13 protein-coding genes are annotated in these 12,520 nt (G+C 50.2%); 2 read left to right on the top strand and 11 right to left on the bottom strand.

Annotated elements, in window-relative coordinates; all coding sequences use genetic code 11:
• Nucleotides 1-43: 43 nt before the first annotated feature.
• The 3 genes from GMA8713_RS16595 to GMA8713_RS16605 form a co-directional block, all read right to left on the bottom strand.
• The gene (locus tag GMA8713_RS16595) at nucleotides 44-1,201 is read right to left on the bottom strand and encodes a BamA/TamA family outer membrane protein (RefSeq protein ID WP_232314465.1); all 1,158 of its coding nucleotides are present in this window, start codon (nucleotides 1,199-1,201) and stop codon (nucleotides 44-46) included.
• Between the two features lie 136 nt (nucleotides 1,202-1,337).
• Nucleotides 1,338-2,423 (bottom strand): alanine racemase, encoded by a 1,086-nt coding sequence (alr, locus tag GMA8713_RS16600; RefSeq protein ID WP_062712341.1) that lies wholly within the window; start codon nucleotides 2,421-2,423, stop codon nucleotides 1,338-1,340.
• Nucleotides 2,424-2,457: 34 nt separating this feature from the next.
• Nucleotides 2,458-3,867 (bottom strand): replicative DNA helicase, encoded by a 1,410-nt coding sequence (locus GMA8713_RS16605; protein WP_046302979.1) that lies wholly within the window; start codon nucleotides 3,865-3,867, stop codon nucleotides 2,458-2,460.
• 176 nt (nucleotides 3,868-4,043) lie between these two features.
• Here GMA8713_RS16605 and GMA8713_RS16610 point away from each other — a divergent pair, with 176 nt between their 5' ends.
• Nucleotides 4,044-4,787, top strand: a complete 744-nt coding sequence (locus tag GMA8713_RS16610; RefSeq protein ID WP_062712346.1) for a DUF481 domain-containing protein — start codon at nucleotides 4,044-4,046, stop codon at nucleotides 4,785-4,787.
• 54 nt (nucleotides 4,788-4,841) lie between these two features.
• On the opposite strand, the gene rplI is transcribed toward GMA8713_RS16610, so the two are convergent.
• From rplI to nsrR, 7 genes are all read right to left on the bottom strand, one after another.
• Nucleotides 4,842-5,291, bottom strand: a complete 450-nt coding sequence (gene rplI / locus GMA8713_RS16615; RefSeq protein ID WP_062712349.1) for a 50S ribosomal protein L9 — start codon at nucleotides 5,289-5,291, stop codon at nucleotides 4,842-4,844.
• A gap of 33 nt (nucleotides 5,292-5,324) precedes the next feature.
• Nucleotides 5,325-5,552, bottom strand: coding sequence for a 30S ribosomal protein S18 (rpsR, locus tag GMA8713_RS16620; RefSeq protein WP_002539422.1), 228 nt, complete (start codon nucleotides 5,550-5,552; stop codon nucleotides 5,325-5,327).
• A gap of 17 nt (nucleotides 5,553-5,569) precedes the next feature.
• Entirely contained in the window at nucleotides 5,570-5,872 is a 303-nt protein-coding gene (priB, locus tag GMA8713_RS26880; RefSeq protein WP_039850121.1) for a primosomal replication protein N, read from the bottom strand.
• Nucleotides 5,873-5,881: 9 nt separating this feature from the next.
• Entirely contained in the window at nucleotides 5,882-6,268 is a 387-nt protein-coding gene (gene rpsF, locus GMA8713_RS16625) for a 30S ribosomal protein S6 (RefSeq protein ID WP_002539412.1), read from the bottom strand.
• A gap of 197 nt (nucleotides 6,269-6,465) precedes the next feature.
• Nucleotides 6,466-7,203 (bottom strand): 23S rRNA (guanosine(2251)-2'-O)-methyltransferase RlmB, encoded by a 738-nt coding sequence (gene rlmB / locus GMA8713_RS16630; protein WP_002539410.1) that lies wholly within the window; start codon nucleotides 7,201-7,203, stop codon nucleotides 6,466-6,468.
• Nucleotides 7,204-7,206: 3 nt separating this feature from the next.
• Entirely contained in the window at nucleotides 7,207-9,723 is a 2,517-nt protein-coding gene (rnr, locus tag GMA8713_RS16635; protein WP_062712352.1) for a ribonuclease R, read from the bottom strand.
• Nucleotides 9,724-9,836: 113 nt separating this feature from the next.
• Nucleotides 9,837-10,271, bottom strand: a complete 435-nt coding sequence (gene nsrR, locus GMA8713_RS16640; RefSeq protein ID WP_062712355.1) for a nitric oxide-sensing transcriptional repressor NsrR — start codon at nucleotides 10,269-10,271, stop codon at nucleotides 9,837-9,839.
• A 201-nt stretch (nucleotides 10,272-10,472) separates the two neighbouring features.
• Between nsrR and hmpA the strand changes: the two genes are divergently transcribed.
• On the top strand, nucleotides 10,473-11,660 hold the full coding sequence (gene hmpA, locus GMA8713_RS16645; RefSeq protein ID WP_062712358.1) for an NO-inducible flavohemoprotein: 1,188 nt from the start codon (nucleotides 10,473-10,475) through the stop codon (nucleotides 11,658-11,660).
• A 64-nt stretch (nucleotides 11,661-11,724) separates the two neighbouring features.
• Here hmpA and motX read toward each other — a convergent pair whose 3' ends face one another.
• Entirely contained in the window at nucleotides 11,725-12,345 is a 621-nt protein-coding gene (motX, locus tag GMA8713_RS16650; RefSeq protein ID WP_062712361.1) for a flagellar protein MotX, read from the bottom strand.
• Nucleotides 12,346-12,520 lie beyond the last annotated feature (175 nt).

A 12,520-nucleotide genomic window follows, 5' to 3' on the forward strand; every position in this document is an offset into this window, starting at 1 on the left:
GACAAATATTGCTCCAGAGCGGATCTGGGGCGTTGTATAGTAATTAGAAAGGCTGGTTAATCATAACTCTGAAGATACTTTCCTCCGAGCCCGTAGCCAACTCTGAACGCACGACAATTCCCTCTACCTGAAAACGCATCGCGCCTCCAGCACTCCATTTCATATCCTGATGTAGTACTCCAAAATCATACTCATCCGCCACCCGGCCAACATCAGTAAATAAAACCCACTGCCACCATGGCACGTCATACCAATTGAAAACGGGTAACTGGCCCAGAGGCTGCCATTCCGGGATGACTCGGTATTCCGCACTGTAACTCAGCGCTGATCGGTCGGCATAACGGCCGGACTGAAAGCTTCTCAGACGATACAAACCACCTAAACGGGCTGCGGCGAATTCCGGAGGCCTGCGATAAACCAACTCACCATTTATCTCTGACTTGTCGTTCCAGCTTGGCGTATCTGAGGTATAGAGGTTGAATGCCACAACTTGCTCATTGGCCAGGTCATCCCAACCGCCGAGATCCCAATACCAGCTCTGACTTAACTCCCACTTCCACCAACTCGCCCTGTTATCAGCACCTGGATCGACTGTAACAATAACCTCGCTGAGACTGCCTTTTGTTGGATTGTTACTGCTGTCGCGGTTATCCCATTTCAAGTGGGTTTCAAGTCCCCACACTTCGGTTGCATCCGAAAAGTCGCTCGGCGCATGAACGCCCTCACCGTCTAACGTCCGGGCATTGTAGAAAGGGCGGAAATCAATTGAAGAGACGCCGCTGTTCCACGGCGCATTTCCCTCATCGCCTCGCTCAGGGGAAAGCGCAGCACGAACCGGACTGTCTAGTGCTTCCCCCAAAGGCAGGATATAACGGAAGGAAAGATGATGCTGGGCATCACGACTGTCTGCGGTCAGACGATCGTCATAGACAGAGTTGTTGGACGCAGCATCACCCAGATAGTAGTCAAACTGTTTGAAGTCACCTTCATAAAACTGCCCACTCAGCAGCCAGCGACTATCTGCAGAAAGCATGTAATTATTGGCGGCAACAAAGCCCATCCAAGTGCTTTTTGATGTGCCAAGCCCTGCTGCAAACAACGAGGCTTGAGGCTGTCCCGCACCTTTCCAAAGCCCGGCCATTCCAGCAGAGAAGCCCAAGGTTTCAGTGGAGAAGACAAATGGAACCACTTCAATATCCAGCGATTCCGACTCTGGATGACTCGATGCCAGAGCGCCATTTGGAAAAAGCAAAAATGGCAAAGATAAGAAAGCCGTAACTTGGGTTACGGCTTTAGAAAAATTCAGATTCAAAACGTTTTACAACTTACGCTAGGGCCTATTGGCCTTTAGTATAAATCAGGTCAACACGGGATGTGAGGTTGGTGACAAGCTCATAGCCTATGGTGCCTACATGACGGGCAATTTCTTCTACCGCTAGTTCCTCGCCCCACAGGATCACTTCATCGCCCACGCGGTCGGTCGCATCTGGCCCCAAATCAATGGTAATCATGTCCATAGAAACACGCCCAGCCAAAGACACGCGTCGACCATTGATCACTACCGGAGTGCCATCTGGCGCTGCGCGCGGGTATCCGTCGCCATAGCCAATTGCCACCACACCGATTTTTGTGTCACGATCTGTCATCCAGCGTCCGCCATAGCCCACCGTTTCACCTTTCTTGGCTTCACGCACAGCGATAAGGCTTGAAGTCAACGTCATAGCTGGCTTGAGGCCGAAATCCTTACCACAGCGCTCTACCATCGGAGAAATGCCGTAAAGACTGATTCCAGGGCGAACATAATCAAAATGGCTGGTTGGCCAAATTAAACTGCCGGAAGATGCTGCCAACGATTTGTAACCCAGCTGACCAGCAGTCAATTCTTCAAACAGCGCAATTTGTTGCTCCGTGACAGGCTTTTCCGGTTCATCCGCACAGCCGAAATGGCTCATAAAGTTAAGAGGTTTCGCGACGTTCGGACAAGCCTTCAGCCGCTCAATAAATTCGGCAACATATTCCGGGCGCACGCCCAAGCGATGCATGCCGGTATCGATTTTCAGCCAAACATGGAGTGGGTGTTCTAGGTTGGCTTTTTCCAACGCTTCCAGTTGCTCAATACAATGAACCGCCGTTTGCAGATTCTGTGCTTCGAGCGTTGGCAAATCCGCAGAAGAATAAAAACCTTCAAGCAGCAGGATAGGTTTCACAATCCCGCCAGCACGAAGACTCACTGCCTCTTCAAGGCGTGCAACGCCGAAGCCATCGGCCTGAGAAGAAAGTGCCTTTGCCACGGGCAGAAGGCCATGTCCGTATCCATTAGCTTTAATCGCCGCCCAAGTTCGACTGTTCGGCGCCATGGCGCGGATAATGTCGATATTGTGGTTCAGGGCAGCGGTATGGATGATTGCTGTTGCCGCTTTCATAACACCTCGCGGTTAATACTCAACAAACTCTGTTTTATTCTTCATCAAACGCAGGACCTGCGTAGTTATCAAAGCGGGAGAACTGACCTTGGAAGGTCAAACGCACGCTACCGATTGGACCGTTACGCTGCTTACCGAGGATGATTTCTGCAATGCCTTTCAGCGGGCTTTCCGGGTTGTACACCTCATCACGGTAAATGAACATGATAAGGTCCGCATCCTGCTCGATCGCGCCCGATTCACGCAAGTCGGAGTTTACAGGGCGTTTGTCTGCACGTTGTTCCAGCGAGCGGTTAAGCTGCGACAGGGCCACAACAGGCACATTTAGTTCTTTTGCCAACGCCTTGAGCGAGCGGCTGATCTCAGCAATCTCAAGGGTACGGTTATCCTGAAGGCCAGGAACACGCATCAACTGAAGGTAGTCGACCATAATCATCGACAGACCGCCATGTTCACGCGCCACACGGCGGGCTCGGGAGCGCACTTCTGTTGGCGTCAGGCCTGAGCTGTCATCGATATACATATTCTTCTTCTGCATCAGAATACCCATGGTCGATGAGATACGCGCCCAGTCCTCATCATCCAACTGACCGGTACGGATTTTGGTCTGATCAACACGGGAAAGCGACGCGAGCATACGCATCATCAGCTGTTCAGCAGGCATCTCGAGTGAGAAGATCAGTACTGGCTTTTCCTGATCCATGGCGGCGTTTTCACACAGGTTCATCGCAAACGTGGTTTTACCCATGGATGGACGTGCCGCCACGATGATGAGATCCGAACCCTGTAGGCCTGCGGTTTTCTTGTTCAAATCGGTAAAGCCAGTCGACACACCGGTCACACCGTCTTGCGGCGATTTGAACAGGATTTCGATGCGCTCAAGGGTTTTCGACAGAACATTGTCGATGTTCTGTGGGCCTTCGTTTTCCGTGGTACGCGATTCTGCAATGGCGAAAACCTTGCTCTCTGCCATGTCGAGCAGGTCTTCTGACGTGCGCCCTTCTGGGTCATAACCTGCATCAGCAATTTCATTCGCGACGCTGATAAGGTTACGCACCATGGCACGTTCGCGGACGATATCCGCATAGGCGACAATGTTCGCCGCACTTGGGGTGTTTTTTGCCAACTCTGCGAGATAGGCAAAACCGCCGACATCTTCCAGTTGGCTATGCTTTTCGAGGTTTTCAGAGAGAGTAATAAGATCCAGCGGCATACCTGCATCAAGCAGCTGCTTGGTGCTTTCAAAAATCAGCCGATGAGGACGGCTGTAGAAGTCAGCAGCAACCACTTTTTCTGCCACACTGTCCCAACGCTCGTTATCGAGCATCAGACCACCCAGCACAGACTGCTCGGCTTCCAGAGAATGCGGCGGCACCTTCAGGGCATCAACCTGACGGTCTTTAGGTTTGTTGGAATTAAATTGCTTGCTGCGTTGCTCTGCCATATTACTTATTACCTTGTCGATTCGGCCGACATTATACCCAGAACCTCTGACGAATAACTATCGGTAGGCGCTTTGGAGCGACCACGACTTTTTTGCCTGCCAATTTAACGTGTTGCTGACGAAATGCAGGAGGATTCATATAGAATGTGGCTCCTGATGTTGTAATGGTAACCTAAATGGCGTCGTCGCTACTGAAACCGTCTCTGTTTTGTCTGGTGGCACTCCCTCTTTGTGCAAAAGCAAGCACACCTGAACCATGGCAATCAGAAGTGGAACTTGGGTTTCAGGCGCTTTCCGGCAACTCAGACTCCCTAACGATCAACAGTCGTCTAGGGGTCAACTTCACCGAGGGACCCTATCGACACACTTCAGAAGCCAAATTCCTGCTGGTTGAAAAAGACGGCGAAGAAGATAAACGTAAAAGCGAGTTCGAAAGTCAGGCCAACTATAAGTTTGACCCCAAGCATTATGTGTGGGGAAACGTGAGCTTTCTTGACGATAAATACGGCCCTTATTTTAAAGACCTTACTGTCGCAGCAGGAATGGGTTATCAGGCCATTTGGCAGGAAGATTTATCATTGCTGCTAGAAGTCGGTCCCGGTTACCGTTATCAGTCACCAAACCTGGACGAGTTGGATGATGACGACCTTATTTTGCCATATGACGTGGAAGAAGCGATTTTGCGTGGTCAGGCCGAGCTTTCCTGGAAAATGACAAAGGCCGCGCTGTTTGAAGGTCGCATTACTGCCATCTGCGGGCCAAGTAACACCAGTTTTGAAGCGCGGGCATCGGTTTCCACCAGCCTGATTGACGATCTGGCGATTAAGCTTTCCACCACACAAAAATACATCAGTGAAGTACCGCCGGGATTGAAAAACCTCGATTCGATTTTTACCGTGAATATGCTTTATAAATTCTGAACACAAAAAAACCGGCCCAAAGGCCGGTCTTTTCAAAGCGACGATGTGTCTGAATTACTCAGCAACAACGTTCAGCTTAACAGTAGCGAATACTTCAGAGTGCAGTTGCAGACTGACTTCGTACTCACCAGTGTTACGCAGTGCACCTTCTGGCAGGCGAACTTCGCTCTTCGCTACAGCAACGCCAGCTGCAGTTACAGCGTCAGCGATGTCACGAGTACCGATAGAACCGAACAGTTTACCTTCGTCACCAGCTTTAGAAGCGATTTCAACCGCTTCCAGCGCTTCAACTTGCTCAGCGCGTGCTTGAGCAGCTGCCAGAGCTTCAGCAACTTTAGCTTCCAGATCTGCACGACGAGCTTCGAAATGCTCAACGTTAGATTTAGTAGCCATTACTGCCTTACCTTGTGGGATAAGGAAGTTACGTGCGTAACCAGACTTAACAGTTACCTGATCACCCAGACCACCCAGGTTAGCGATTTTATCAAGCAGAATAACTTGCATTATCTATTCCTCTATTAACTTGGACAGTGCCGATTACTGATGCTTGTCAGTGTATGGCAGCAGAGCCAGGTAACGTGAACGCTTGATAGCGCGTGCCAGCTGACGCTGGTACTTAGCACGGGTACCAGTGATACGGCTAGGTACGATTTTACCAGCTTCGGTGATGTAGTTTTTCAGAGTCGCTACGTCTTTGTAATCGATCTCTTGTACGCCTTCTGCAGTGAAACGGCAGAATTTACGACGACGGAAGAAACGTGCCATGGGGCTATCTCCTGATCTTAAATGTCTATAATTTCATCAGCATGCAACACCAATTTGCCTACGCCATTTCGGCCGGTCTGATAAGCGAGAAAACCGCCTACCTTGATGTTACTGCCTAAAGCTAAGTGCTGTGTTTTGTTTTGCGACCCTTGCCCGCTCACTACGACCGGTAAACGACAGTAGACTTGCCTTGGCAATCCAGCTTCCCGTTGATCCGAACGATGCTCAATCACAAAGTGACAATGGGGCACGCCGGCAGGACTCTGTTTTCGAATCGGGCCTTGGGTGATAGCACCTGCTAGCTCAATCCGATTGGTCATCAAATCAAATTACTCAGCTGCTGCTTCGTCTTCAGATTGTGCTTCAGCACGCTCTTCGCGACGTGGTGCGCGCTCTTCTTTAGCCTTCATCATTACAGATGGCTCAGTGATAGCGCCTTTGGTACGCATGATCATGTTACGGATCACAGCGTCATTGAAGCGGAACGCAGTTTCCAGCTCATCAATCACAGCTTGCTCTGCTTCAACGTTCATCAGAACGTAGTGTGCTTTGTGCAGCTTGTTGATTGGGTAAGCCAGTTGACGACGGCCCCAGTCTTCTAGACGGTGGATTTGACCACCTGACTCTTTGATAGAACCAGTGTAACGCTCGATCATGCCAGCAACTTGCTCGCTTTGATCAGGGTGCACCATGAATACGATTTCGTAATGACGCATTGGTTGCTCCTTACGGATTATTCAGCTTCCACGCTTGGCCCGGTCGTCCAGCGGAAGCAAGGAACGAAAGTAAAAGACCGGGAATTTGGAGGCAGGATAGTACAGAATTGCACCGCTAATAGCAACAAAAAGCACAACGCCCGGAGAAATAAATCACCGGGCGTTGCTTTGTCTGAAAACAGTCTGCTTTCTTGCGGTTACCCGCGGCGCTGACGCACAGCTTCAAACAGACAGATACCGGTCGCTACCGACACGTTCAGGCTTGATACGCTGCCCGCCATAGGAATGCTGATGAGATCATCACAGGTCTCTCGGGTCAGGCGGCGCATACCGTCACCTTCTGCGCCCATCACAATCGCCAGTGGACCTGTCAGTTTCGCATCGTATACATCGTGCGTCGCTTCACCGGCCGTGCCGACAAACCACACGCCTTTTTCCTGCAACGCACGCATAGTACGCGCTAGGTTGGTTACGCGCACCAGTGGCACTACTTCTGCAGCGCCTACTGCGACCTTGCGAGCCGTTGCGTTCAGCTGTGCCGATTTGTCTTTCGGCACGATGACCGCACATACGCCGGCAGCATCCGCATTACGCAGACACGCGCCCAGATTGTGTGGGTCGGTCACACCATCAAGTACCAGCAGCAGTGGGTTTTCTTTGCCATCCAGAATGATGTCGAGGTCGTTTTCATTGTACTGTCGACCTGGCTTCACACGAGCAATCAAGCCCTGATGCGACGCACCTTTGGCTTTGTCGTCCAGTGCTTTTCGACCCATTTCCTGCAGAGTGATACCCAGACGGGTCAACTCATTCAATACAGGCAATACACGATCGTCTTGACGGCCTTTCAGCACGAAGACTTCGATGAAGCGGGACGGATCAGATTCTAGTACGGCTTTAACGGCATGGATGCCGTAAATCATTTCATTGCTCATGGATTACTTCTTATTCTTGCCTGCTCTGGCTGGTTTGCCTTTCTGCGCTTTTTTCTTGCGCACCTTCTCAGCCTTGGTTTTCTTCTTCGCCGGGTTTTCGCCTTTGCCGCCTCGTTTGCCAGCAGTCGCTTTTTCGCCACGCTTTCCGGCCGGGGCTTTATCACCCTCACCTTTTGGAATCGCGCCGCGCTTCAGTTGCTGGCGAACAGACATACGTTCTTGGCGTGCTTCAGGATCTTTCCCTGACACTGCGCGGCCTTTCTTGGCTTTATTACGAGCAGTTTTACCGGCACCGCGGGCTTTACGGGTTGTTCCGTCCAGCTCGAAATCGATCATCCTTTCATCAAGGTTGACGGATAATACTTTGACCGTGACCTGATCGCCAAGTCGGAAAATACGACCAGAGCTCTCGCCGACCAGTTTTTGGCCTACCATGTCGTAGTTGTAGTAATCGTTGTCAAGATTCGAGATATGCACCAAGCCGTCAATATGGAGCTCTTTTAAACGGACAAAGAAACCGAAACCAGTGACATTGGCAATGGTGCCTTCCATCACTTCTCCAACGTGATCTTGCATGTATTCACACTTGAGCCAGTCAGAGACATCCCGCGTCGCATCATCTGCACGGCGCTCAGTCATCGAGCATTGTTCGCCCATCACATCCATATCATCAAAGGAGTAGTGATAGCCACCGGTTGGTGTCCAGCGATCAGTGTTGCGCCCTTCTTCTTTGGCAATCAGGTATTTGATCGCGCGGTGCAGCAGCAAATCCGGATAACGACGGATTGGCGAGGTAAAGTGCGCGTACTGCTTCAACGCCAGACCAAAGTGGCCTGAATTATCAGCCTGATACACCGCCTGCTTCATTGAGCGCAGCAGCATGGTTTGGATGAGTTCCTGATCAGGGCGGCCAGCAATTAAATGTGCCAGTTTGGCGTAATCGGTTGGAGACGGCTCTAAGCCCCCTTCAAGTGTGAGACCCATTTCGCTCAGGAAGTCTTTAAAGCCCGTCAGGCGCTCTTCACCCGGCGCTTCGTGCACGCGATAAAGTGCAGGCTCTTTGGCTTTCTCAACAAAACGCGCTGACGCGATGTTCGCCAAAATCATACATTCTTCGATGATCTTGTGGGCGTCGTTACGCTCAACCGGCACTATGCGCTCAATCTTGCGCATAGCGTTGAAAATAAACTTGGTTTCGACGGTTTCAAATTCAATTGCACCACGCTGTTCACGTGACGCTTTCAGCGCCTTGTACATGCAGTTCAACTCTTCGAGATGTGGAACCAGCGGCGCATAGCGCTCGCGGAGCTCTTGATCACCGTCCAACATCGCAGCGACTTTGGTATAAGTCAGGCGCGCGTGGGAGTTCATCACCGCTTCGTAATGTTTAAAACCGGAAAGCTTACCGGCTTCCGAAATCGTCATTTCGCACACCATGCAAAGGCGGTCGACCTGAGGGTTCAGTGAACAAAGACCATTGGATAGCACTTCCGGCAGCATAGGAATAACCTGAGACGGGAAGTAGACTGAGTTACCGCGGTTCACCGCTTCTTTGTCCAACGCAGAGTCCGGACGGACATAGTAGCTCACGTCCGCAATCGCGACCCAAAGGCGCCAGCCACCTGACTTTTTCTTTTCACAGAATACGGCGTCATCGAAGTCGCGTGCATCTTCACCGTCAATGGTGACCAGAGGCAAGTCACGTAGATCAACGCGGCCCTTTTTCGCCTCTTCCGGCACTTGCTCAGTGAAACTCTTGATTTGTTTTTCGACGTCTTGTGGCCACTCATGAGGAATGTCATGGGTACGGACGGCAATTTCGATTTCCATACCCGGTGCCATGTTCTCACCCAGCACTTCAACCACACGACCCACCGGGTTGTGTTGACGGGTTGGTCGCTGGAAGATTTCCACCACCACAACGTTACCCATGCGTGCACCTTTACGCTCATCCTGTGGGATCACGATGTCCTGACTGAGGCGGGAGTCGTCCGGCACCACAAAGCCCATACCGTTTTCGACGAAGTAGCGGCCAACAATCTGGCCTTTTCGTTCTTCCAAAACACGCACCACGCGGGCTTCTTTACGACCACGCTTATCAGTGCCTGCTGGTTGTACAAGGATGAAATCACCATGCATCACCTGTTTCATCTGGTGATGTGGCAACAGCCAGTCTTCGCGGTTGCCTTTGCCCTCCGGACGTAGGAAGCCGAAACCGTCGCGGTGCCCGATCACGGTACCTTTAACCAAGTCCAGACGCTCAGGCAATGCATAGCACTGACGACGTGTAAAAATCAGTTGGCCATCACGCTCCATGGCTCGGAGGCGTCGGCGCAAACCTTCGTATTCTTCGTCGCTACGCAGGCCCAGCACCTCAAACAACTGGTCGCGGTTTACCGGTGTGGTAAAGCCTTTAATTACCTCGAGAAGGTGCTCACGGCTTGGCACAGGATTGTCGTATTTTTCTGCTTCACGACCCAGGAAAGGATCGTTGCTGTGTAGGTGTTTGTCCTGAGACATATAAAATTCCCATTAGCGACATGTGTTACTCAGTATATCGCTTTGAATAAAAGAAATTGGGCACCCGCAAGAATTACCGACAAAAACTGGCAGTTCGTCTCAAACGATGAGAATCAGAGCGGGCGAGTGGGGATAAGAAGGTGCTGCAGGTCATCATTGCCTGACACCATGTCATGAAGTGTGTAACGATCCATCTCGTCAAGAAAAGCATCCAAAGCTCTCGCTAGGGCACCTTTTATACGACAAGCTGACGTAATATGGCAGTTTTGTTGCTCGCAATTGACAAGTTGCAAGGGCTCGAGAGCACGGATCACGTCGCCGATAACAATACGGTCTGCGGATTTACCCAAACGAATCCCACCATTCTTACCCCGAACTGCTTCAACAAGCCCTATCTTACTCATACGGTGAACGATTTTGACCATATGATTACGGGACACTCCGTATTTTTCGGTGACGACAGTAATACTGGTCAACTCACCTTCCGGGAGCGTAGCCAGATAAATTAGCGCCCTTAGGCCGTAGTCGGTAAAACTGGTTAATTGCACGTTATCAACTCTCCTTGCGCACAGTGTACTTGGAAAGTAAAAAGCGCGCACTCTCTGATTTTCTTTACTTCTCAGCAACCAAACTGGTCGACTTGAAATCACTTTACCTTTTATCTCAATTTTTGTTGATTTAAACATTTATTTTAGATACAACTTTAAAGGTGCATTTAAGATGAAACTTTAAAAATAAAAAGGCCCTCCATGCTCAACGAGAAAACCATTGAAATTGTTAAGTCCACAGCCCCACTACTTGCTGAAACCGGTCCAAAGCTGACAGCGCATTTTTACGATCGCATGTTCAGCCGACATCCAGAGCTCAATGATATTTTTAACATGAGCAACCAATCTACGGGTGCCCAACGCGAAGCACTCTTCAACGCAGTGTATGGCTATGCAGCGAATATCGATAATCTGCCAGCCCTACTGCCAGTGGTTGAAAAGATTGCGCAAAAACACGCAAGTTTAAATATAACGCCAGAAATGTACGCCATTGTCGGTGAAAACCTGTTGGCAACTATTGACGAGCTTTTCTCTCCAGGCCAGGAAGTGTTGGATGCCTGGGCTGAAGCCTATGAGGTTCTGGCTCAGGTTTTTATTAACCGCGAAGAAGAAATCTACCAGCAAAACGAAATGTCTAACGGCGGTTGGCGTGGAACACGCACTTTCAGGCTGGTTAGCAAAAAAACTGAAAGTGAAGTGATTACCAGTTTCATTTTCGCCCCTGTCGACGGTCAGCCTGTGGCGGACTATGTACCGGGACAATACATCGGTATTTACCTTTCCCCTGAGCAGTTTACCAATCAGGAAATCCGCCAATACAGCTTATCTGGGGCACCGAATGGTGAGATTTACCGTATCTCTGTGAAACGTGAGACGCAAGGAATGGTATCTAACTACCTGCATGATCACCTGAAAGTCGGAGATACAGTTGAGCTGGCGCCACCAACCGGCGACTTCTTCTTCCATTCAGACAATAACGCCCCGGTAGCTTTGATTTCAGGCGGTGTCGGACTCACACCTATGTTGTCGATGCTGGAGTTACTCAGTGGCAAACATGATGCAGCCATCCACTGGCTGCACGCAGCTGAAAATGGTGCACACCTTGCCTTTGGTAATCATATTAACAACTTACTAGGGCAACACCATAACGCCAGACAAGATGTATGGTTTCGTGAACCCTCGAAAGCGGATTTGACAGGTGGGCAATTCGATCACCAAGGCTTGATAGATATCAGTAAAGTCGAAGGATTAACCGAAGATACAAACCGTGACTTCTACCTCTGTGGTCCAGTTGGTTTTATGCAGGCTGTCGCGTCACAACTTGTTGATGCAGGGATTAACAAAGACCGTATTTTCTACGAATGCTTTGGCCCACATAGGGTGATTTAAAGGCTCTCCTAAAAGCAAAATGCCCGCAACTTCAACTGCGGGCATTTTTAATTCTTTTTGGTTATTACCAATAGGTATCACGACGTTTCGCGCGGGCGATGACGTTGCGTGGCATCTTGTCTTCCAATGCGCGTCTTAGCATGGCAATACGGTTGTGTGTGGATGTATCCGCCGTGATGGTGTGGTAAAGCCATCGATAGGCATCCTCGTAATCCAACGGGCTACCATAATCAGCTACCAGAAGCTCAGCCAATTGCAGTCTTGCACGGGTATTCCCCAGAGATGCTGCTTCACGGAGGTAGGGAATCGCGCGTTCTTTGTCCTGCTGCACCAGGGTGCCTTTGGAGTAGTAACGGCCAAGTTGCTCAAGCGCCGCCGGTAGGCCTTGCTGCGCTGCTACCTGCATATAGTAAACGCCAGTTTCGACATCTCTGTCTACACAGACGCCCCAAGCCAACATATCACCATATAGAAACTGGTAAGCCGGAGATTCAACCCGGATAGCACGGGCTTCGATATCTTGCAGGAGCTGACAATCGTCTTCTTTCACCTTCTTGAGGTGCATGTTCGACTCAAACAGACGAATCAATTGCGACTCTTCATACACAGGAAGAGCCGGGCCGACTTCCGCTTTTGCGAAAGGGCTGGCTAACATCATGGATATAAATAAGGTACGCAGTTTCATGCCTTCCCACTATACAGGTGCTGTTCTACCAAACAGGCGAATCATCCGCTCTTTGGTAATGGATACGATGTGTCTTGCCTAACTTATATCGGCAAGGATTTGCCGAACTTTACCCTTTTTACGGCGAAAAAGTTCCGCTCATTGATATCAACAGTATAGAACTGACCGGGCAAAA

Source organism: Grimontia marina (assembly GCF_900060185.1).
Classification (GTDB): Bacteria; Pseudomonadota; Gammaproteobacteria; order Enterobacterales; family Vibrionaceae; genus Enterovibrio; species Enterovibrio marinus.

What these genes read in the sequence shown, in the direction of transcription:
- alr (WP_062712341.1), bottom strand. Translation starts at nt 2,423, where the DNA reads ATGAAAGCGGCAACAGCAATCATCCATACCGCTGCCCTGAACCACAAT.
- GMA8713_RS16605 (WP_046302979.1), bottom strand. Translation starts at nt 3,867, where the DNA reads ATGGCAGAGCAACGCAGCAAGCAATTTAATTCCAACAAACCTAAAGAC.
- GMA8713_RS16610 (WP_062712346.1), top strand. Translation starts at nt 4,044, where the DNA reads ATGGCGTCGTCGCTACTGAAACCGTCTCTGTTTTGTCTGGTGGCACTC.
- rplI (WP_062712349.1), bottom strand. Translation starts at nt 5,291, where the DNA reads ATGCAAGTTATTCTGCTTGATAAAATCGCTAACCTGGGTGGTCTGGGT.
- rpsR (WP_002539422.1), bottom strand. Translation starts at nt 5,552, where the DNA reads ATGGCACGTTTCTTCCGTCGTCGTAAATTCTGCCGTTTCACTGCAGAA.
- priB (WP_039850121.1), bottom strand. Translation starts at nt 5,872, where the DNA reads ATGACCAATCGGATTGAGCTAGCAGGTGCTATCACCCAAGGCCCGATT.
- rpsF (WP_002539412.1), bottom strand. Translation starts at nt 6,268, where the DNA reads ATGCGTCATTACGAAATCGTATTCATGGTGCACCCTGATCAAAGCGAG.
- rlmB (WP_002539410.1), bottom strand. Translation starts at nt 7,203, where the DNA reads ATGAGCAATGAAATGATTTACGGCATCCATGCCGTTAAAGCCGTACTA.
- rnr (WP_062712352.1), bottom strand. Translation starts at nt 9,723, where the DNA reads ATGTCTCAGGACAAACACCTACACAGCAACGATCCTTTCCTGGGTCGT.
- hmpA (WP_062712358.1), top strand. Translation starts at nt 10,473, where the DNA reads ATGCTCAACGAGAAAACCATTGAAATTGTTAAGTCCACAGCCCCACTA.
- motX (WP_062712361.1), bottom strand. Translation starts at nt 12,345, where the DNA reads ATGAAACTGCGTACCTTATTTATATCCATGATGTTAGCCAGCCCTTTC.